20 protein-coding genes and 1 riboswitch are annotated in these 19,276 nt (G+C 72.9%); of the genes, 6 read left to right on the plus strand and 14 right to left on the minus strand.

Annotation, left to right across the window (positions count from 1 at the left end; all coding sequences use genetic code 11):
• Positions 1 to 37 precede the first annotated feature (37 nt).
• The gene (locus LDL48_RS08645) at positions 38 to 859 is read right to left on the minus strand and encodes an ABC transporter permease (protein WP_225254508.1); all 822 of its coding nucleotides are present in this window, start codon (positions 857 to 859) and stop codon (positions 38 to 40) included.
• A gap of 88 nt (positions 860 to 947) precedes the next feature.
• A complete protein-coding gene (locus LDL48_RS08650; RefSeq protein WP_225254810.1) occupies positions 948 to 1,946 on the minus strand; it encodes an ABC transporter substrate-binding protein in 999 nt (332 codons plus the stop codon).
• Positions 1,947 to 2,222: 276 nt separating this feature from the next.
• Here LDL48_RS08650 and LDL48_RS08655 point away from each other — a divergent pair, with 276 nt between their 5' ends.
• From LDL48_RS08655 to LDL48_RS08675, 5 genes are all read left to right on the plus strand, one after another.
• The gene (locus LDL48_RS08655; RefSeq protein WP_225254509.1) at positions 2,223 to 2,972 is read left to right on the plus strand and encodes an ABC transporter ATP-binding protein; all 750 of its coding nucleotides are present in this window, start codon (positions 2,223 to 2,225) and stop codon (positions 2,970 to 2,972) included.
• 18 nt (positions 2,973 to 2,990) lie between these two features.
• Positions 2,991 to 3,929, plus strand: coding sequence for an LLM class F420-dependent oxidoreductase (locus LDL48_RS08660; RefSeq protein ID WP_225254510.1), 939 nt, complete (start codon positions 2,991 to 2,993; stop codon positions 3,927 to 3,929).
• Positions 3,926 to 4,219 (plus strand): cupin domain-containing protein, encoded by a 294-nt coding sequence (locus LDL48_RS08665; protein WP_225254511.1) that lies wholly within the window; start codon positions 3,926 to 3,928, stop codon positions 4,217 to 4,219. Before LDL48_RS08660 ends, LDL48_RS08665 begins: the two co-directional genes overlap by 4 nt.
• A gap of 77 nt (positions 4,220 to 4,296) precedes the next feature.
• Positions 4,297 to 6,525: a hypothetical protein gene (locus LDL48_RS08670; RefSeq protein WP_225254512.1), complete on the plus strand. Its 2,229-nt coding sequence runs from the start codon at positions 4,297 to 4,299 to the stop codon at positions 6,523 to 6,525.
• A 115-nt stretch (positions 6,526 to 6,640) separates the two neighbouring features.
• Positions 6,641 to 7,048, plus strand: coding sequence for a ribonuclease domain-containing protein (locus LDL48_RS08675; RefSeq protein ID WP_225254513.1), 408 nt, complete (start codon positions 6,641 to 6,643; stop codon positions 7,046 to 7,048).
• Here the strand turns inward: LDL48_RS08675 and thiC are convergent.
• The 9 genes from thiC to LDL48_RS08720 all read right to left on the minus strand — a co-directional run bounded on the left by thiC (position 7,036) and on the right by LDL48_RS08720 (position 15,582).
• A complete protein-coding gene (thiC, locus tag LDL48_RS08680; RefSeq protein WP_225254514.1) occupies positions 7,036 to 8,568 on the minus strand; it encodes a phosphomethylpyrimidine synthase ThiC in 1,533 nt (510 codons plus the stop codon). The genes LDL48_RS08675 and thiC overlap by 13 nt on opposite strands.
• Positions 8,569 to 8,642: 74 nt before the next feature.
• Positions 8,643 to 9,410: a bifunctional hydroxymethylpyrimidine kinase/phosphomethylpyrimidine kinase gene (thiD, locus tag LDL48_RS08685; protein ID WP_225254515.1), complete on the minus strand. Its 768-nt coding sequence runs from the start codon at positions 9,408 to 9,410 to the stop codon at positions 8,643 to 8,645.
• Entirely contained in the window at positions 9,407 to 10,045 is a 639-nt protein-coding gene (locus LDL48_RS08690; protein ID WP_225254516.1) for a thiamine phosphate synthase, read from the minus strand. Before LDL48_RS08690 ends, thiD begins: the two co-directional genes overlap by 4 nt.
• On the minus strand, positions 10,039 to 10,806 hold the full coding sequence (locus tag LDL48_RS08695) for a thiazole synthase (RefSeq protein ID WP_225254517.1): 768 nt from the start codon (positions 10,804 to 10,806) through the stop codon (positions 10,039 to 10,041). The genes LDL48_RS08690 and LDL48_RS08695 overlap by 7 nt, the downstream gene beginning before the upstream one ends.
• A 2-nt stretch (positions 10,807 to 10,808) precedes the next feature.
• Positions 10,809 to 11,009: a sulfur carrier protein ThiS gene (gene thiS, locus LDL48_RS08700; protein WP_225254518.1), complete on the minus strand. Its 201-nt coding sequence runs from the start codon at positions 11,007 to 11,009 to the stop codon at positions 10,809 to 10,811.
• The gene (thiO, locus tag LDL48_RS08705; RefSeq protein ID WP_225254519.1) at positions 11,000 to 12,166 is read right to left on the minus strand and encodes a glycine oxidase ThiO; all 1,167 of its coding nucleotides are present in this window, start codon (positions 12,164 to 12,166) and stop codon (positions 11,000 to 11,002) included. Before thiO ends, thiS begins: the two co-directional genes overlap by 10 nt.
• The gene (locus LDL48_RS08710) at positions 12,163 to 12,789 is read right to left on the minus strand and encodes a thiamine phosphate synthase (RefSeq protein WP_225254520.1); all 627 of its coding nucleotides are present in this window, start codon (positions 12,787 to 12,789) and stop codon (positions 12,163 to 12,165) included. Before LDL48_RS08710 ends, thiO begins: the two co-directional genes overlap by 4 nt.
• A riboswitch (TPP riboswitch) is annotated at positions 12,783 to 12,891 on the minus strand. (Overlaps the previous gene by 7 nt.)
• 412 nt (positions 12,892 to 13,303) lie before the next feature.
• Positions 13,304 to 14,950 carry an ABC-F family ATP-binding cassette domain-containing protein gene (locus LDL48_RS08715; RefSeq protein WP_225254521.1) on the minus strand — a complete coding sequence of 549 codons (1,647 nt, stop codon included), beginning with the start codon at positions 14,948 to 14,950 and terminating at the stop codon, positions 13,304 to 13,306.
• Between the two features lie 32 nt (positions 14,951 to 14,982).
• Positions 14,983 to 15,582: a class I SAM-dependent methyltransferase gene (locus LDL48_RS08720; RefSeq protein ID WP_225254522.1), complete on the minus strand. Its 600-nt coding sequence runs from the start codon at positions 15,580 to 15,582 to the stop codon at positions 14,983 to 14,985.
• Positions 15,583 to 15,839: 257 nt separating this feature from the next.
• On the opposite strand from LDL48_RS08720, the gene LDL48_RS08725 reads away from it, so the two are divergent.
• Positions 15,840 to 16,520: a hypothetical protein gene (locus LDL48_RS08725; RefSeq protein ID WP_225254523.1), complete on the plus strand. Its 681-nt coding sequence runs from the start codon at positions 15,840 to 15,842 to the stop codon at positions 16,518 to 16,520.
• 103 nt (positions 16,521 to 16,623) lie between these two features.
• Here the strand turns inward: LDL48_RS08725 and truA are convergent, their stop codons facing one another.
• The 3 genes from truA to LDL48_RS08740 form a co-directional block, all read right to left on the minus strand.
• Positions 16,624 to 17,469 carry a tRNA pseudouridine(38-40) synthase TruA gene (truA, locus tag LDL48_RS08730; RefSeq protein WP_225254524.1) on the minus strand — a complete coding sequence of 282 codons (846 nt, stop codon included), beginning with the start codon at positions 17,467 to 17,469 and terminating at the stop codon, positions 16,624 to 16,626.
• 100 nt (positions 17,470 to 17,569) lie between these two features.
• Positions 17,570 to 18,142, minus strand: coding sequence for a 50S ribosomal protein L17 (gene rplQ / locus LDL48_RS08735; RefSeq protein ID WP_225254525.1), 573 nt, complete (start codon positions 18,140 to 18,142; stop codon positions 17,570 to 17,572).
• A 33-nt stretch (positions 18,143 to 18,175) separates the two neighbouring features.
• The gene (locus LDL48_RS08740) at positions 18,176 to 19,198 is read right to left on the minus strand and encodes a DNA-directed RNA polymerase subunit alpha (protein WP_189079649.1); all 1,023 of its coding nucleotides are present in this window, start codon (positions 19,196 to 19,198) and stop codon (positions 18,176 to 18,178) included.
• Positions 19,199 to 19,276: the final 78 nt, after the last annotated feature.

A 19,276-nucleotide genomic window follows, 5' to 3' on the forward strand; every position in this document is an offset into this window, starting at 1 on the left:
GCCGGCCCGGGCACACCGGGCCGGCGGACACCGCGGGTCAGCGCTGTGACGTGGTGGCCCGCACCCAGGGCAGCAGCAGGCGCTCGATCAGCACCAGGGCGTAGTACAGAACGATGCTGACCAGCGCGAGCAGGGCGATGGCGGCGAACGCCGAAGCGGTGTCCGCCTGGCCGCTGGTCTGCACGATGATCATGCCCAGCCCGGTCTCGCCGTACTGCATCTCGCCGACCACCACACCGATCACCGCGAGCGGCATGGCCACCTTGAGCCCGACGAACATCTGCGGCAGGGCGGCCGGCAGCCGCACCCGGACGAAGGTCTGCAGCCGGGAGGCGTCCATCGACCGGGCGAGTTCCGCCAGGTCGGCGGGCGTACTGGTCAGACCGGTCGCGGTGGAGAGCACGATCGGGAAGAAGCAGACCATGAACGCCATCGCCAGCACCGGCGTGCGGCCGTAGCCGAACCACACCAGCATCAGCGGCGCGAGCGCCACCTTGGGCACCGCGTTGAACGCCACCAGCAGCGGCTGGAACATCCGCTCGAACGGCCGCCAGGCGGCGATCGCGACCCCGATCAACACGCCCACCAGCACCGAGATGCCGAAGCCGAGCAGCGTGGCGACGGCGGTGCTCCAGGTCTGCCGGAGCAACTCGGTGCGCAGCGCGGAGAACGCGGACAGCACCTCCGGCGGCGACGGCAGAATGATCGTCTGGACGTCGAACGCCACGGTGGCGGCCCACCAGCCGGCGATCGCCACGGCCAGGCCGAGGACCGGCCAGGCCACCGCCGAGACGGTACGCCGGCGCGGTGCCGCCACGGGCGCCGTCGCGGCCGGCGGTGTCGCCAGTTCAGCAGTCATCTCAGTGCTCTCCTCACCGACACCGCGAGGGCGCGCCGATCCACCCGGAGTGGCGGGATCGGCACGCCCCCGTCGTGCGTGACCCGGATCAGGCCTGCGGAACCAGGCTGAAGTCGATGACCTTCTCCGGCGTCAGGCCGGCACCGATCTGACCGGAGGCCTGCAGGATCGCGATGCTGCGGGCGACCCGCTGGCTGTCCAGCGCGCCGACCGGCACACCGGACGCCTCGGAGCGGACGAACGGGCCCATCAGCCCCAGCTCGGCGGCGGCGGCCTGGGGGATCGCCGTGGGCACGTTCTTCTTCAGGATCTCCCCGGCCTCGGCCGGGTTGGCGATCGAGTCCTCCAGGCCCTTCAGCAGCGCGCCGGTGAACTTCTTGACCTTCTCCGGGTTGTCCTTGGCGTAACCCGCGGAGGTGATCAGCACGTTGCCGTAGAGGTCCTGCAGGTAGTCGCTGTACGGCAGGACGACCGCCTTCTTGCCCTTGGCGATGGTCTCCACGGTGGGCTTACCGACGACGAACTGGCCGATCCCGTCCGCCCCACCCGAGGCCAGCGTGCCCATCAGCGTCTGCGGCGTGCCGTTCTGCCACTTGACCTTGTTGTAGTCGATCCCGGCCAGCTTCGCGTACGTCGGGAACAGGTTGCGCACCACCGAGCTGGGCGAGTCGGCCAGCGTCTTGCCCTCGAGGTCCTTGGCCGTGCTGATGCCGTTACCCTCGAGCGAGATGATCGCCGCCATGGTGCGCTGCTGGATGCCGGCCACCGCACTGAACCCGGTCACCGGCTGCTTGCCGCCGGCCGCGAGCAGGAGTCCGGTGAGGTCGAGCGGGGTGAACTGGGCCTGTCCGCCGACGACCTGCTTGAGGTTCTCGAAGGTGCCGTTGCCCGGCTTGATCTCCACATCGAACCCGGCGTCCTTGAAGTAGCCCTTCTCCTTGGCCACATAGGCGTAGGAGTCGCGGCCGAAGTTGCCGAACGACGTCAGGTACGTGACCTTCTCCAGCGACTGCGTCCCGCCGGAGGACGCGGGATCATCCGCGTCGTCGCCGCTGCAACCGGCCGCTGCGGCGAGGGTCGTGGCCAGTGCCGCGGCCACGAGAGTGCGGGTGAACGTTCTTCTGTGCACCGTTGTCCTTCCCAACTGAGGGGGTCGTTGAGCCGGTCGGCGCCGGGCGGAGGGTGCACCGGCACCGAGGGGGTGGGCGTGAGTGAGACTCGCGGGCAAGCGTAGGTGACCGAAGGCTGGTCATCGATGCCAGGTTCGTCTCAAAAACCCTTGTGGACGGGCCGATACCGCTCGGCAACACACAGCCGGTACGCTCACCGGTGATTGATCCGTCACGATCGGGAGCCCGCGCAGATGATCCGTCTCACCGGCGTCTCCCGTTCGTTCGCCGGGCGTTCCGGCACGGTGGAGGCGTTGCGGGAGATCGATCTGGACGTCGGCGACGGCGAGTTCGTCGCGGTGCTGGGCCGTTCCGGCTGCGGCAAGTCCACGATGCTGCGCCTGATCGCGGGTCTACTCCCGACCACCGCCGGTGAGGTGCGGGTGTCCGGCGATCGGGTGACGAAGCCGCGCCGTGACATCGCCATGATGTTCCAGCGTCCCGCGCTGCTCCCCTGGCGCACCGTGCTGGACAACGTGCTGCTCCCGGTGCAGTTCTACGGATGGCGCAAGTCCGCCCACCGGCAACGGGCACACGAGCTGCTGGCGCTGACCGGCCTCGAGGGTTTCGAGAAGCGGATGCCGCACGAACTCTCCGGCGGCATGCAGCAGCGGGTCGCGCTCTGCCGCTCGTTGATCGCGAACCCGCGGGTGATGCTCATGGACGAGCCGTTCTCCGCGCTGGACGCGCTCACCCGCGAGGAACTCTCCGGTGAGCTGCAGCGCGTCCACATGGAACTGGGCGCCACGATCGTGTTCGTCACCCATTCGATCGACGAGGCGGTGCTGCTCGCCGACCGGGTGGTGGTGCTCAGCCCGCGCCCCGGGCGGATCCGCGAGATCCTGGACATCAAGATCCCCCGGCCCCGCACGCTGGGCCGCACCGCACACCTCGAAGAGGTCGCCCGGTGCAGCGCCGAGCTGCACGAACTGTTGATGACCTGAGCTGACAGGCGGGAGATCATGCGCGTCACGCTCTTCGTCGAGCCGCATCGCGGCGCGACCTACGACGATCAGTTGCGGCTGGCCCGGCACGCCGAGGCGGCCGGCTTCGAGGGCTTCGTCCGCGCCGACCACTACCAGTCGATGAGCGCCGACCCGGGGCTGCCCGGACCGACCGACGCCTGGGTCACGCTGGCCGGTCTGGCCCGGGAGACGTCCCGGATCCGGCTCGGCACGCTGGTCTCGTCCGCCACGTTCCGGCTGCCCGGCCCGCTGGCGATCACGGTGGCCCAGGTGGACGCGATGAGCGGCGGCCGGATCGAGCTGGGCCTCGGCGCCGGCTGGGTGGAGCGCGAGCACACCTCGTACGGCATCCCGTTCCCGCCGCTCGGCGAGCGGTTCGACCGGCTGGCCGAGCAACTCGCGATCATCAGCGGGCTGTGGGCCACGCCGGACGGCGCGAGCTACTCGTTCGACGGCAAGCACTACCAGTTGCTGGACGCCCCGGCGCTGCCCAAACCGGTGCAGAAGCCCGGTCCGCCGATCATCGTCGGGGGCCGCGGGCCGCGCCGCACCCCGGCGCTGGCCGCCCGCTTCGCGGACGAGTTCAACATGCCGTTCAAGACGGTCGCGGAGACGGCCACGGCCTTCGAGCGGGTGCGGGCCGCCTGCGAGAGGTACGCCCGTCCGCCCGGCCGGGCCATGACGTTGTCCGCCGGCATCGTGGTGGCCCTCGGCCGCACCGACGCCGAGGCGCAGCGCCGGGCCGCACCGCTGCACGTCAAGAGCGTGCTGCCGCCGGAGGACCCGGTGGTCGGATCGCCGGACCTGCTGGTGCAGCGGATCGGCGAGATGGCCGAGATCGGCGCCACCCGGATCCACCTGCGCGTGATCGACATGTCCGATCTGGACCATGTCGACCTGATCGCCGACGAGGTGCTGCCGCAGGTGGGGGCATGAGCGAACTGGGCGGCGTGGGCCAGGAGATCATGCTGGAGAACGACCGGGTCCGGGTCTGGCACATCACCCTGGCGCCCGGCGAGACGCAGCCACTGCACCACCACGGCCTGCCGTACGTGGTGATCGCCGTGCAGGGCGCCCGCAACGTGATCCACACCGCGGCCGGCGAGCGGATCGAGGCCGACGAGGAGACCGGCGGCGTGGTCTTCCGGGAGCCCGGCGCCACGCACACTCTGACAAATGCCGGTGACACTGTGTACGTGGCCCGAATCGTCGAGCTGAAGGCCTGACCCGGCGTTTTTACCCTGCCTTAATATCCGGGCCCGAGGGTGGCGACGGTCATGGAACATTCCGTAACGTGCCCGGCATGGCATTTCGGACCTGGGCCAGACTGCTGGCCGTCACGCTCGGTGCGGGCGCTCTGGCCGCCGCCAGCCAGCTCGGCGTGGCGTACGGACTCGGCGTCCTGCGGCTGACCCGGGTTCTGGACATCACCACCCGCGACCAGTGGACCGCGCAGCTCGCCTGGGTGGCCTGGTTCGCGATGATGTCCGCGGTGATCGGCGCGGTGACCGGCGGGCGTCTCCGCGACCGCTGGCGCCTCCCGTCCACGGTCGGCACTCGGCTCGGCCTGGCCGTGGCGGCCGCGGTGGGCGCCGCGATGGTGGTACCGCTGACCATGCAGCCGGCCCGGACCGCACAGATCACCGGCGTCCATCCGGTGTTCGTGATCGGCGTGTGCGCCGCGCTGGGCGCGCTGGCCGGCCTGCTCGCCGCGTACGCGGCCCTGGCGCAGGCGGTGGCCCGGTGGAGCCTGGCCGCGATGGGCACCGCGGTCTGGCTGCTGGCGCTGGTGTCGGTGGCGCCGTCACTCACCCCCAGCGACCCCCTCCCCGCGGTACGCCTGGGCGTCTTCGACGCGGGCTTCCTGGCCCCCGCGGTCACCCAGCGGACCGCCCTGTTCACGATGCCCGCGCTGGCGCTGCTGATGGGCGCCGCCCTGGGCTGGACGGCCCGTCGCCGCGAGATGCCGACGCTGACCATCGCGCTGGCCGGGCTGGCCGGCCCGGCGTCACTGACACTCGCCTACCTGATCGCCGGTCCCGGGGCGGGCACCGAGCGCTACCAGGTGGTGCCGTACTGGGCCGCAATGACCGCCACCGGCGCCGGGGTGCTGGGGTCGGTGCTGGCCGCGGTCCTGCGGCGGGGCGCCGAGGCCGAGGACGAGGCGGACGACACGGAGGAGAAGACCGCCGAGATACCGGTCGGGGCGTCCGCGTCGGGCACCGCCACGCCGGCCACCGGCGCGGCAGTCACCTCCGGCGCAGGTCCGGCCACCGGCGCGGCCGCCACCTCCGGCGCAGGTCCGGCCACCGGCGCGGCCGCCACCTCCGGCGCAGGTCCGGCCACCGGCGGAACTCCCGCACCGGGCGCCGCGCCCACACCCGGCTCGCCTTCCACGCCGGGTGGCGGTTCCGCCCCCGGAAGAGCGCCGGTCACCGGTACCGCCCCCGGAGGAGCGCCGGTCACCGGTACCGCACCCGTCACCGGGACGGCCCCCGCCGGCCGTGCCCCCGCGGTCGACGCGCCCCTGCGCCCGTCGGACACCGGCGTCTTCGACGTGCCGCCCAGGACACCGAACCCGCCCGACCGGGACCCCCGGGACAAGGACTCCCGGGACAGCGGCCCCCGCGACCAGGACCGCCGCGACCCGCGTCCCCGGGACCGGGACCCGAGGGACCGGAACGCGAGCGGTCACCACGCGAGCCACCGAGACCCCGCCGACCAGGACCCCGCCGGCCAGTACCTCGCCGGCCGGGACCCCGCCGGCCGGGACCCTGGCGGCCGCACCCCGGCGGGCCGTGTCCCGGCCGACCACATCCCGGACCAGCGCACCACCCCGGAGCGTTCCACCAGCGGCAGGGCGGGGTCCCTCGGCGGCGGCCGGCGATCCAGTGCCGCCGACGCCTTCACCGGCCGGTCCGGCGAATGGCCCACCCGCCGCACCGGCCCGTCCCGCCCGCCCGGCGAGACCACCTGGGGCAGCTCGACACCCTGGTCCGGCAGCCAGGACGCCGGTTCCGACCCGTACGTGCCGGAGCCGGCCACCCGCCCCCTCCCCCCGGAGGCGATCCAGGAACCCCCGGCGCGCCCGGCCCGGGGTCGCGGCCGCCTGCCGTTCGGTCGCGGCCGGAGCCGGGCCGAGCGGAACGCCACCGCGCCGGCATTCCCCGACCCGCTGGTGCCGGTGCCGGCACCGGCGCACCGCCCGGACCTTCCGGGCGCCGACGGGCCGGCCACGCCGCGCCGGGCCGACAACGCGGGACCGGGGCACGCCGAGGCCGAGGCGCACCGTCGCCCGGGCGGCACCGCACCGGACTGGCCGGGTAGCGCGCCGGTGCCGACGGGACGCGGCCCGCTGGTACCCGAGCCGCACGCCATCTCCGCACCGCTGCCCGAGCCCGAGCCGATCACGCCGCCGCTGGCCGTCACGCCGGCGCCCGAGCCGGGTGGCCGCCGCGGCGGGAAGGACGCCAAGCGACGCGGATCCGACGACGACTACGTCGACTGGGTGAGCGGGCTGGGCGGCGAGTAACGGCCCGTGAAGCATCGGCTAACACCGATGGAATGATGTGTCCGGGAGGTACCCGGCGGCCGCTCGCCCACCGACGATGTGATCAGGACCCGTCCTCGATGCATCGGAGCATGCCATGACGCCGTCGCCCCTCCGCCGACTTCTCGCCGCCGTGGCTCTGGCGCTCGCCGTCTCCGGCGGCACGCTGGTCGTGTCCCCGCCCACGGCCGCCGAGGCCACCGTCTACGCCAGCTGCACGATCAGCCGCTGCGCCGACGCCCGGACCGCCCGCACCGGCTGGGCGTCGCTGAGCTGGCCCACCAGCCGGGGTTGGTACACCTGGCCGGCCGGCCGGTTCAACTTCACCGGCGGCACGTTCCAGAACCGCGAGGGCCAGCTCCCGGCCGGCGCCACGTACGGCGAGTACGACGTGTACCCGCGTAACCGTGGCGCCGCCCGGGACGCCTACCGCATCGTGGTGAACCGCTCCACCCGGGAGACCTGGTTCACCCCGGACCACTACCTGAACTTCTACAAGCTCTGAACCACCGGCAGGTACACCTTGCCGCCGGACTCCAGGAACTCGGTGCTCTTCTCCTGCATCCCCTGGGCGGCGTACTCCTTCAGCTCCTGGGTGATCTTCATGGAGCAGAACTTGGGCCCGCACATGGAGCAGAAGTGGGCGGTCTTGGCCGGCTCGGCCGGCAGCGTCGCGTCGTGGTACGCCCGCGCGGTCTCCGGGTCCAGCGCCAGGTTGAACTGGTCCTCCCAGCGGAACTCGAAGCGGGCCTTGGACAGCGCGTCGTCCCAGGCCTGCGCGCCCGGGTGGCCCTTGGCCAGGTCGGCGGCGTGCGCCGCGATCTTGTACGCGATCACGCCGGCCTTCACGTCGTCACGGTCGGGCAGGCCGAGGTGCTCCTTCGGGGTCACGTAACACAGCATCGCGGTGCCGAACATGCCGATCATCGCGGCGCCGATCGCGGACGTGATGTGGTCGTACGCCGGCGCGATGTCCGTCGTGAGTGGACCGAGCGTGTAGAACGGCGCGCCCGCGCACAGCTCCTGCTGCAGGTCGACGTTCTCCTTGATCTTGTGCATGGGTACGTGCCCGGGTCCCTCGATCATCACCTGGACGTCGTGCCGCCAGGCGATGTGGGTCAGCTCGCCCAGCGTCCGCAGCTCGGCGAACTGGGCCTCGTCGTTGGCGTCCGCGATCGACCCCGGGCGCAGGCCGTCGCCGAGCGAGAACGTGATGTCGTACCGGGCCATCAGCTCGCACAGCTCGTCGAAGTTGGTGTAGAGGAAGTTCTCGGTGTGGTGCGCCAGGCACCAGGCCGCCATGATCGAGCCGCCCCGGGAGACGATGCCGGTGACCCGGTTCACCGCCAGCGGCACGTACGGCAGCAGCACGCCGGCGTGCACGGTCATGTAGTCCACGCCCTGCTCGGCCTGCTCGATCACGGTCTCCTTGAACACCTCCCAGGACAGCTTCACCGGATCGCCGTTGACCTTCTCCAGCGCCTGGTAGATCGGCACGGTCCCGATCGGCACGGCGGCGTTCCGGATGATCGCCTCGCGGGTGGCGTGGATGTGCTTGCCGGTGGACAGGTCCATCACGGTGTCCGCACCCCACCGGGTGGCCCAGGTGAGCTTCTCCACCTCCTCGTCGACCGAGGACGACACCGCGGACGTGCCGATGTTCGCGTTGACCTTCACCAGGAACCGGGAGCCGATGATCATCGGCTCCGACTCGGGGTGGTTGACGTTGACCGGCAGCACCGCCCGGCCGGCCGCGATCTCCGCTCGTACCACCTCGGGGTCGACGTTCTCCCGGATCGCCACGAACTCCATCTCCGGCGTGATCTCGCCGGCCCGGGCGGACGCGAGCTGGGTGCGCCCGGTCCGCCACGGCGCGCGCAGCGGCGGCAGGCCGACCGCGGGGTCGCTGCCCGGCCCGGACGTGTCGTACAGCCGGACGGGCGGGTTGTCGCCGGTGAGCGCGATCTCCGCGAACGGCACCCGGACGTCCGGACGGGACCCTTCGACGTACACCTTGCGCCTCATGCTTTCCTCCCCAATCGGTACAAACAGGACATGCATGGGCGGCGTGCATCCCCGAACGCCACCCACCAGACTCGTTAGGCGGACCAGCCGAAGTGATCCAGCGGCCCCGGCCCACCGCCCAGCTTCCAGTCCCGGCCCCCGGCCAGCGCACCGGCCACGTACCGTTTCGCCGCCCGCACCGCCTCCGGCACCGGATCACCCGCGGCCAGCCGCACCGCGATCGCCGACGAGAACGTGCAGCCCGAGCCGTGGTTGTTCGCGGTCGGCACCGGCGCACCGCGCAGCATCGACACCTCCCCGTCGTGGCAGAGCACGTCCACCGCCAGCTCGCTGCCGGTCACCACGACCGTGCCCGGCCCGGCCGCGGCCAGCTCCGCCGCCGCCTCCGCCATCTCCTCGGCCGTGGACACCACCCGCCCGACGAGGGCGCCGGCTTCGTGCCGGTTCGGCGTCAACACACAGGGGTACGCCAGCAGAGGTGCCACAGACGCCACACCGGAGAGCAGGCTTCCGCTGGTCGCCACGAGCACCGGATCGACGACCAGGTGCGGCAGGTCCGCGGCCCGGGATGCGATCACCTCGGCCACCGCGGGGTCACCGATCATGCCCACCTTCACCGCCGCCACCGGCAGGTCGGCCAGCACCGCGTCCAACTGGGCGGCGACCACGTCCGCCGGAATCGGATGGATCGCGGTCACGCCCAGCGTGTTCTGCGCGGTCACCGCGGTGAGCACCGACGCGCCGTAGGCACCCAGCGCCGCGAACGTCTTCAGATCGGCCTGGATGCCCGCTCCCCCGCCGGAGTCCGACCCGGCGACGGTCAGCACCACCCGCGGCGTCACGCCGGCACCTCCGCATCCGCGAACGCCCCGGCCAGGTCGCGGACCACCCGCTCCGGATCGGCGGCCCGCATCACCGCGCCCAGCACCGCCACCCCCGCCGCGCCGGCCGCGGCGCACCGCCGGGCCCGCCCGGCCGAGTCGACGCCACCCAGCGCCAGCCACGGCACCGCCGGTGCGAGGCGCGCGGCGCCGTCCGGGGTGAGCGCCGGACCGTAACCCGGCTTGGTGGCCGTCTGGAAGACCGGCGACAACGTCACGTAGTCCAGGCCGGACGCCGCGGCGACCTCCGCCGCGTCGTGGCAGGACCGTCCCACCACGCGCACCGCCCCGCGTTGGTGTTCCACTGGCGCTGATCTCGGGGACGTCCGCTGCGGAACGGACGGCAGCGGATCGGCGGCGGCCAGGTGCACCGCGTCCCCGCCCAGCGGATCGGGACCGGCCACGATCAACCGCCCCGGCGGCACGACCGCCCGCAACGAGACCGCGAGCGCCTGCCGTTCGGCGTACCCCAGATCGCGCTCCCGCAGCACCACCCACCGGGCGCCACCGGCGACCGCGGCCGCCACCACCTCCACCAGCGGCCCGCCGGCGATCCGCCGGTCGGTGAGCACGACGACGCCGGACGGGGTCACCACTGCGCCAGCCCGTCGTCGGCGGTCGAGGCCAGGGCGTGGAACCGCCTCGGGATCCGGCCCGCCCGGGCCGCCAGTCGCCCGGCCCGCACCGCGTGCCGCATCGCCTCGGCCATCCGCACCGGGTCCGCGGCCCGGGTCACCGCACTGGCGACCAACACGGCGTCGCAGCCGAGTTCCATCGCCAGCGCCGCGTCCGAGGCCGTGCCGATGCCGGCGTCCAGGATCACCGGCACGTCCACGCTCTGCCGGATCAGCCGGATGTGGTGCGGGTTGCCGATGCCCAGCCCGGACCCGATCGGCGAGCCGGCCGGCATCACCGCCGCACACCCGGCGTCGGCCAGGCGGCGCGCCAGGATCGGATCGTCACTGGTGTACGGCAGCACCCGGAACCCCTCGCCGACCAGCGTCTCGGCCGCCCGCAGCAGCTCCACGCCGTCCGGCAGCAGGGTGCGCTCGTCGCCGATCACCTCAAGCTTGATCAGGTCGGTCTCGAACGCGTCCCGGGCCAGCCGCGCCGTCCGCACCGCGTCCCGGGCGGTGTAGCAGCCCGCGGTGTTGGGCAGCAGGCGCACGCCGAGACGGTCCAGCATCGGCAGCAGACCCGGCCCGGCGGCGTCGACCCGCCGCAGCGCCAGCGTGACCAGGTCGGTGCCGGACGCCACGATCGCCGCCTCCAGCACGGACAGGCTGCTCGCGCCCCCGGTGCCGAGGATCAGCCGGGACTCGCCGAGCAGCGGCACGTCCACGTCGACAGCGGTCATCGTCAGCCCCCCTGTGCCGCGGTGAGAACCTCGACCCGGTCGCCGTCGCGCAGGCCGGCCGCCGGCCAGGTGGACCGCGGCACCACCTCGCCGTTCACCGCGACCGCGACGCCGCGTTCGGCCTCGGTCAGCTCGGCCACCAGCACGGCCACCGTGGCCTCGCCGGTGACCTCGCGGCTCTGTCCGTTGACCATCAGGTGCATGAGAACCTCCCGGGCCGGAACGCGGCCAGCAGTGGATCGGGCACGCCGGTCACCACCAGCTCGGCGATGAGATCCGCGGTGACCGGTGCCAGGAGTACGCCGTTACGGTGGTGACCCGCGGCCACCAGGACCCGCCGCCCGGAGTCACCCGGCACTGCCCCGAGCAGCGGCGCGTTGTCCGGGGTGGCCGGCCGGTGCCCGACGAGCGTCTCCACCAGCTCGAACTCCGCCAGCGCCGGCACCAGATCGAGGGCGGCCCGGAGCAGATCGAGTACGCCGCCCGCGGTGACCGCACGGTCCGTGCGCTCCTCCTGGGTCGCGCCCACCACCACTTCGCCGTCCGCCCGCGGCACCAGGTAGACGTGCCGCCCGTCGGCCGCACCGCTGATCACGTGCCGCAGTACGCCCGGTTCCCCGCGCAGCCGCAGCAGTTGCCCCTTGACCGGCCGCACCGGCAGCCCGGTGAGCGCCGCGGTGCCGCACCCCGCGGCCACCACGACGGTGTCCGCCTCCAGCTCGCCGAGCCCGGCCACCGACCCGGTGACGATCCGCCCGGCGAGGGCCGCCCGCAACGCCGTCACCACCCGGCGCGGGTCGACCTGACGGTCGTCCGGCGCGTGCGCCCCGGCCCGCACCCGCGGCGACAGCTCCGGTTCCAGTTCCCGCAGCGCGGTCGGGCGAAGTCCCTGGTACGCCCACATCCGCCGAGCCTCGGCCGCATCGTCCGCGGTGAGCGCCACACTCAGCGTGCCGGCCTCGTCGTACCCCAGATCGTGGCCCGTCTCCCCGGCCAACTCGGCGGCGAAGGCCGGCCAGCGCTTCGCGGACTCACGCATCAGTTCCGCGAGCGCCGCGTGCTCGAACGCCGACTCGCCACCCGGCGCCAGCATCCCCGCGGCGACCCACCAGGCACCGTCGTCCCGCCCCGGGTCGTGCACCCGCACATCGACCCCGCGCCGCGCCAGCCGCCAGGCCACGGACAACCCGACGATCCCACCACCCACCACCGCGACCGTTCCCCCGGCGCCCCGCTCCGCCGCGCCCCCGAACTCCCGCTCCGCCGCGCCCCCGAACTCCCGCTCCGCCGCGCCCCCGAACTCCCGCTCGGCCGCGTCGGTGTCGTCGTGGTGCCGTTCCGCCGGTCCGGCCGTGCTCATGCCAGCGCCTTGAGGAGGTCCTCGGTGGCCCGTTCCGGATCGGCCGCGATCGCACCGACCACCGCCACGCCGTGCGCCCCCGCGGCACGAAGATCCGGCACCCGTCCCGCGGTGACGCCACCGATCGCCAGCACCGGCAGCCCCAGCACGGCACCGGTCACCGCCGCCACCCCGGCCGGCCCGATCGGTTCCGGCAGACCATCCTTGGTGGACGTCGCGTACGCGGGCCCGACGCCGAGATACGTCGCACCCGACGCACGGGCCGCCGTCCCGCCGTCCGGCGTACGCGCGGTCGCCCCAAGCACCGCCGCCGGGCCGAGCACCGCCCGCGCCGCCGCCACCGGCAGGTCGTCGGCGCCCACGTGACCACCGTCCGCGCCCGCCGCCACGGCCACGTGCAGCCGATCGTTGACCAGGCACAGCACGCCGTGCGGCCGGGTGACGGCCAGCACCGCGAGGGTCAGGTCGTACGCGACCCGGTCGGTGACGTGATCCTCGACCCGCACCTGCACGGCCAACTCCGCCGCCATCCCGAGCCGGGCCGCGACGTCCACCGCGGCGCGCACGGTCTCCATCGGACGGGGGCCGGTGACCAGGTGCAGACGTGGAAACGACGGGTCCACAACACGCTCCTCCCTGCGCCGGCATGACCCGGATCAGGTTCGACGGTCGGGGGCTGCAGCCCCCCTCTCAGCCCGGTGCACCGGACTCCCGTGGGGTTGTTCCGTCCCGACGATAACCCCCCGCGCCACCCCCGTAAACCCTCAGCCGCGCCGAGCGCTCCCCGCCACCCCACCCGGCCGACCGTCGATCTTGGACTTGACGCGAAATGGCCCTCATGAGGGCGAGCGGCTCCAAGATGTGCGCAAGCCTCCAAGATCTGTCCCTTGCCGCGAGACTGACGAGCGCGCCGTTTCTGCTCGCCGGGTTCGGGCGACGCCGCGTGTGGCCTCCCGGCGCACAGCGCGCCGCAACTCCGCACATCGCGCTCGGGCGACAGAGGTGCGTGGAGTTGCGGCACGCAGCGCGCCGCTGCTCCACACGCCATTACCGGAGGGACGTTTGGTCGTGGATTGCCCGATGGCGCGCAGATCTTGGAGGCCACATACCGGACAACGGCCTGCTCCGCTGGGGCGATCAGCGGACGTCCCAGACCGGCTCCGGGGTCTCGACCACCTCGCCGTCGCTCCGGAACAGCACGAACCGGTCGAACGACCGCGTGAACCACCGGTCGTGGGTGACCGCGATCACCGTCCCCTCGAACGCCCGCAACCCCTCCTCCAGCGCCTCCGCCGACGCCAGGTCCAGGTTGTCCGTCGGCTCGTCGAGCAGCAGCACCGTGGCGCCGGACAGTTCCAGCAGCAGCACCAGGAACCGCGCCTGCTGACCGCCGGACAGGGTGCCGAACCGCTGGTCGCCCTGCGCCGCCAGCTCGTACCGGTTGAGCGCCTTCATCGCCCCGGCCCGGTCCAGGCCGGACCGGTGGTCGTCGCCCCGCCAGAGGATCTCCACCAGCGTGCGTTCCAGCAGCTCCGGCCGGTCGTGGGTCTGGGAGAAGTGGCCGGGCCGCACCCGCGCGCCGAGCCGGGCCGTCCCGTCGTGCGCCACGTGGGCCAGCGGCGCTCCGTCGACCGGCTTGTTGTCCGGCTCGGGTGCGCTGCCGCCGGCTGCCAGCAGCCGCAGGAAGTGCGACTTGCCGGTGCCGTTGGCGCCGAGCACCGCGACCCGGTCGCCGTACCAGACTTCCAGGTCGAACGGGAACGTCAGGTTCTCCAGCTCCAGGCCGGTGCAGATCACCGCGCGCTTGCCGGTCCGCCCACCGCGCAGGTTCATCCGCAGTGACTGCTCCTTGGGCGGCAGCGGCGGCGGCCCGGCCTCCTCGAACTTGCGCAGCCGGGTCTGCGCGGCCTGGTACCGCGACGCCATCCCGTCGTTGTAGGTCGCCTTCTGCTTCAGCGTGAAGACCAGTTCCCGCAGCTTCTCGTGTTCCTCGTCCCAGCGCCGGCGGGATTCGAGCAGCCGCTCGTGCCGGTTCGCCCGCGCGTCGTGCCAGGACGCGAAGCCGCCGGGATGGGTCCACGCGCCGCCACCTTCGACCGCGACCACCCGGTCGGCGGTCTGGGCCAGCAGTTCCCGGTCGTGCGAGACGTACAGCACCGACTTGGGCGACTCGCGCAGCCGGGTCTCCAGCCAGCGTTTGCCGGGCACGTCGAGGAAGTTGTCCGGCTCGTCGAGCAGCAGCACCTCGTCGTTGCCGCGCAGCAGCAGGTCGAGGGCGAACCGCTTCTGCTGGCCGCCGGAGAGGGTGCGGACCGGGCGCTGCTTCACGTCGTCCCACGGCTTGCCGAGGATGGCCACGGCGACCGTGTCGAACAGCACCTCGGCGTCGTACCCGCCGGCCTCGCCCCAGTATGCCAGCGCGTTGGCGTACCCGATCTGGGATTTCTCGGAGTCGCCGAGCGCCGCGGCGGCCGCGTTCAGCCGTTCGCCGGCCGCCCGCAGCGGCGGTTCCACCAGGGACAGAGCCAGATCCGCGAGGGTACGGTCGTCGCCGATCATCCCGATGAACTGCCGCATCACGCCCAGCCCGCCGGAGCGCGCGACCGCACCGGTCTGCATCGGCAGGTCACCGGCGACCATCCGGAGCAGCGTGGTCTTGCCGGCACCGTTCGGCCCGACCAGCGCGACCTTGGCGCCCTCGCCGACCCGGAACGACACGTCGGCGAACAACTCCCGGCCGTCCGGCAGTACGAATCCGGCCCCGGCGACATCCACGTAACCCATGCCCCGCATCCTCCCTGGCGGCGGGCGCGCGGTCAGTCGGTTTTCCGGGTCACCCGCAGCACCCGGAAGCCCTTCTGGCTGGCGGTCCGCGCCACCGCCCAGCCGTGCCCGACCAGCCAGCTGTGCAGCGAATCACCGCCCAGGTGCCGGTTGATCACCAGCCAGGCCACGCCGCCGGGGGCCAGCCGGGGCAGCCATCGGGTCAGCATGGCGTGCAGTTCGGCCTTGCCGACGTGGGTGGGCGGGTTGCTCCAGATCTCGGTGAACGTCACGTCGTCCGGCACCTCGTCGGGGGCGTGCACCCGGACGGCCAGGTCGAGCGCGGCGGCGTTGGCGGCGGTCAGGTCGCGGGCCCGGGAGTTCACGTCCACCGCGTACACGGTCGCGCCGGGCGCCTCGCGGGCCAGCACGCACGCGATCGGGCCGTACCCGCAGCCGAGGTCGAGCAGGGTGCCGGCGGTGGGCAGGTCGGCCTTGCGCAGCAGGACGGCGGTGCCGGGGTCGAGCCGGGCGGCGGAGAACACCCCGGAGGCCGCGGTCAGCGCGTAGTCGCGCCCGGCCACGGAGAACTCCACGGTGCCGTGCCGGGCGGGCGTGCTGGGCTCGGCACTGAAGTAATGGTCGGCGGTCACCCGGACATTGTTCCGCACGTCCCGGGTTCAACGACGACAGCGGCGTCCGGGATGCCGCACACCGGGTGCGTTCATTGACCACCGTGCGCTTCTAGCGTGCAGGCATGCTTCTCGGTTCACCGGCCCGCCCTGCCCACCGCGCGAGGTCCGGAGGAGCGGGGCCGCGGGCACGCCGGCCCGGCCGTCCGCCGACCGGTCAGCACCGGATACCGCGGCCGCGGCGGCCCCGGCGGGCGCCCCGCGAGCCGGAGCGGGCCATGCACGCGGTGATGACCGGCCTGGGCGCGGTCATCCTGCTGGCCATCTGCGGGCTGAGCGGCTTCTTCGTGATCGCCGACCAGGGCCCCGGTGACGGTGCGGAGGCGAGCACCACCTCGGGGTACGCCCGGTCGATCGCCAGCCGTCAGGTGGACGCCCGGCCGTTGAGCGTGGCCGAGGTGTTCCCCGGTACGGCGATCCGGATGGCGTCCGGCGCCGACCCGTACCGTGTGCGGGCCACCCACATCGACGGCGACTGCGCCATCGCGGCGACCGGCGCGACGGGTGCGCTGCTCGACCGGCACGGGTGCAGCCAGGTGGTCCGGGCGGCGGTGACCGCACCGTACGGCGGCTACCGGGTGACCGTGGGCGTGTTCAACCTGAGTGACGACGTGGCCGCGATCCGGCTGGCCGAGCAGGTCCGGGCGCTGGTGGAGAGCGGGGACGGCAGCTTCGCCGTGATGTCCGCCGACTCGGTGCCGGGCAGCGCGCCGAGGGCCGAGCCGCTGTCCCAGGTGGGCTGGCAGGAACGCGGGCACTTCCTGGTGTACTGCGTGATCGCGGCGCCGGACGGGCAGCTGGTGCGGGCCGACGACCGGTACGCCCGGCGGATCACCACCGACCTGCTGGAGTCCTACCTGGGCGGGGAGATCCTCGGCGCCCGGGCGTCAGACGCGTAGCCGGCAGGACGTCGGACGCCCAGCCGGCAGGGCGTGGGACGCGCAGCCGGCAGGACGTCGGACGCCCAGCCGGCAGGGCGTGGGAAGCGCAGCCGGCAGGGCGTCAGACGCGCAGCCGGCGGGTGGCGTCGGCGCGGTGGGCGTACTCTGCCTCGGCCGGGTAGCCGACCTCGACCAGGGTGAGCCCGTGCGCCGGTGCCACGGTGACCGCGCTGGAGCGTTCCCGCAGCGTGAGCAGGGTGGCCGGCCAGGACGGCGGGCGCCGCCCGTCGCCGACGGTCAGCATGGCGCCGACCAGACTGCGGACCATCGCCTGGCAGAACGCGTCGGCCTGCACGGTGGCCACGGCCACCCCGTCCGCCTCGCGGTGCCAGTCCAGGTGGGTGATGGCCCGCACGGTGGTGGCGTGGTCCTTGCGCTTGCAGTACGCGGCGAAGTCGTGCTCGCCGACCAGCCCGGCCGCCGCCTCCCGGAGCAGATCCAGGTCCAGCGGACGCGCCCAGCCGATGGTGTCGTGCCGGCGCAGCGGCTCCGGGCCCCAGGGCCGGTCCGCGACCCGGTACCGGTAGCGGCGGAACGTGGCGGAGAAGCGGGCGTCGAACGTGGCCGGCACCGGGGTCACCGCGCGCACCCGGGCGTCCGGCGGCATCAGCGCGGCGAGCCGCCGCACCAGCGAGCCGGTCAGCTCGTCCCAGACCGCGGCGGGCAGCTCGATGTGGCACACCTGCCCGGTGGCGTGCACGCCCGCATCCGTGCGGCCGGCCACGGTCAGCCCGAGCGGCGTGTCCTGGCCGACCAGCGTGGCCAGCGCTTCCACCAGCACGCCGGCAACCGTGCGCCGGCCGGGCTGAACCGCCCACCCGGAGAAGTCGGTGCCGTCGTAGGACACCTCGAGCCTGAGCCGGACCACCTGGTCCGGCCCGGATGCCGGGGCTACGGCCTCGACCACGACGGCGCTACCTCCTGAGCCAGGTCACGGCACGAACGCTCGTACCAGAAAAGACGTGAGCCCGGCACCCCACCTGGAGTGCCGGGCTCATCGCCGGGAACTACTTGCGGTCGGCCGGGTCTTCGCCTTCGGCCTGGTCGCCGGGGCCTTCGGCACCCTTGTCGCCGGACGCGTTCACCGGCGGCTCGGAGTCCTGGTCGGCGTCCGTCCGGGTGCTCGCGGGCGCCTCGTCCTCGCGGCTGAGCGCCTCGACCTTGTCCTGCTGCGCGGCGGCCTTGCGGGCCGCCTTCTTCGCGGGCGCCGGCGTGGCGACCTGCAGCTCCTCGACCAGCTCGATGATCGCCATGGGCGCGGCGTCACCCTTGCGCGGGCCGGTCTTGGTGATCCGGGTGTAGCCACCCGGCCGGTTGCCGTACCGCGGAGCGATCTGCTCGAACAGGGCGTACACGACGTCCTTGTCCTTCACGACGGTCAGTACCCGGCGACGGTTGTGCAGGTCGCCGCGCTTGGCCTTCGTGATGAGCTGCTCAGCCAGCGGGCGCAGCCGCCTGGCCTTCGTCTCGGTGGTCTTGATCTTCCCGTGCCGGAAGAGCTCCGTGGCGAGGTTGGCCAGCAACAGCTTCTCGTGCGCCGGGCTGCCGCCGAGGCGGGGACCCTTGGTGGGCGTGGGCATTTCAGATGCTCCTTGGTAAATGGCGCAGCAGGCTTACAGCTGCTCGGTCTCGCGGTAGTCGTCGGTGTCGTAATCCACGTCGCCGAACGAATCCACGACGTGCGCCGGGTCGAAGGACGGCGCGCTGTCCTTCAGGCCCAGACCCATTCCGGCGAGCTTCATCTTGACCTCGTCGATGGACTTCTGACCGAAATTCCTTATATCCAGAAGGTCGGCCTCCGTACGCCCTATCAACTCGCCGACGGTGTTGATCCCCTCGCGCTTGAGGCAGTTGTACGACCGGACGGTGAGGTCCAGCTCCTCGATCGGCAGGGCCAGGTCCGCAGCCAGCTGAGCGTCCTGCGGGGACGGTCCGATGTCGATGCCCTCGGCGGTCTCGTCCAGCTCGCGGCAGAGGCCGAACAGCTCGACGAGCGTCGAGCCGGCCGACGCCAGCGCGGTCCGGGGCGAGATGGACGCCTTCGACTCGACGTCGATGATCAGCCGGTCGAAGTCGGTACGCTGCTCGACACGGGTCGCCTCGACGCGGTAGGTCACCTTCATCACCGGCGAGTAGATCGAGTCGACCGGGATGCGGCCGATCTCGGCGCCGGCGTTCTTGTTCTGCGCGGCGGTGACGTAGCCACGGCCCCGCTCGACGGTCAGTTCCATGTCGAGCCGGCCCTTGCTGTTCAGCGTGGCCAGCTTCAGGTCGGGGTTGTGCACGGAGACACCGGCCGGGGGCTGGATGTCGCCCGCGGTGACGTCGCCCGGACCCTGCTTGCGCAGGTACATGCTGACCGGCTCGTCGTGCTCCGAGCTGACGGTCAGGTCCTTGACGTTCATGACCAGCTCGACCACGTCCTCCTTGACACCGGGGATCGTGGTGAACTCGTGCAGCACGCCGTCGATCTTGATGCTGGTGACCGCCGCGCCCGGGATGGACGACAGCAGCGTGCGGCGCAGCGAGTTGCCGAGGGTGTAGCCGAAGCCGGGCTCCAGCGGCTCGATGGTGAACCGGGAGCGGGTCTCGCTGAGCGACTCTTCCGAGAGGCTCGGGCGCTGGCTGATGAGCACGTGGTTCTTCTTTCTGTCAGGGCATCCGCTATATGACGCCCGTCTGACGGGTGCCGGCCAGATCGACCGGCACCCGGT

It is taken from the genome of Jidongwangia harbinensis (assembly GCF_020216025.1).
GTDB classification, from domain to species: domain Bacteria; phylum Actinomycetota; class Actinomycetes; order Mycobacteriales; family Micromonosporaceae; genus Actinoplanes; species Actinoplanes harbinensis.

What these genes read in the sequence shown, in the direction of transcription:
- LDL48_RS08695 (WP_225254517.1), bottom strand. Translation starts at nt 10,806, where the DNA reads ATGACCGCTGTCGACGTGGACGTGCCGCTGCTCGGCGAGTCCCGGCTG.
- LDL48_RS08655 (WP_225254509.1), top strand. Translation starts at nt 2,223, where the DNA reads ATGATCCGTCTCACCGGCGTCTCCCGTTCGTTCGCCGGGCGTTCCGGC.
- LDL48_RS08660 (WP_225254510.1), top strand. Translation starts at nt 2,991, where the DNA reads ATGCGCGTCACGCTCTTCGTCGAGCCGCATCGCGGCGCGACCTACGAC.
- LDL48_RS08670 (WP_225254512.1), top strand. Translation starts at nt 4,297, where the DNA reads ATGGCATTTCGGACCTGGGCCAGACTGCTGGCCGTCACGCTCGGTGCG.
- thiS (WP_225254518.1), bottom strand. Translation starts at nt 11,009, where the DNA reads ATGCACCTGATGGTCAACGGACAGAGCCGCGAGGTCACCGGCGAGGCC.
- thiO (WP_225254519.1), bottom strand. Translation starts at nt 12,166, where the DNA reads ATGAGCACGGCCGGACCGGCGGAACGGCACCACGACGACACCGACGCG.
- LDL48_RS08665 (WP_225254511.1), top strand. Translation starts at nt 3,926, where the DNA reads ATGAGCGAACTGGGCGGCGTGGGCCAGGAGATCATGCTGGAGAACGAC.
- LDL48_RS08725 (WP_225254523.1), top strand. Translation starts at nt 15,840, where the DNA reads ATGCACGCGGTGATGACCGGCCTGGGCGCGGTCATCCTGCTGGCCATC.
- LDL48_RS08715 (WP_225254521.1), bottom strand. Translation starts at nt 14,950, where the DNA reads ATGGGTTACGTGGATGTCGCCGGGGCCGGATTCGTACTGCCGGACGGC.
- rplQ (WP_225254525.1), bottom strand. Translation starts at nt 18,142, where the DNA reads ATGCCCACGCCCACCAAGGGTCCCCGCCTCGGCGGCAGCCCGGCGCAC.
- LDL48_RS08645 (WP_225254508.1), bottom strand. Translation starts at nt 859, where the DNA reads ATGACTGCTGAACTGGCGACACCGCCGGCCGCGACGGCGCCCGTGGCG.
- LDL48_RS08675 (WP_225254513.1), top strand. Translation starts at nt 6,641, where the DNA reads ATGACGCCGTCGCCCCTCCGCCGACTTCTCGCCGCCGTGGCTCTGGCG.
- thiC (WP_225254514.1), bottom strand. Translation starts at nt 8,568, where the DNA reads ATGAGGCGCAAGGTGTACGTCGAAGGGTCCCGTCCGGACGTCCGGGTG.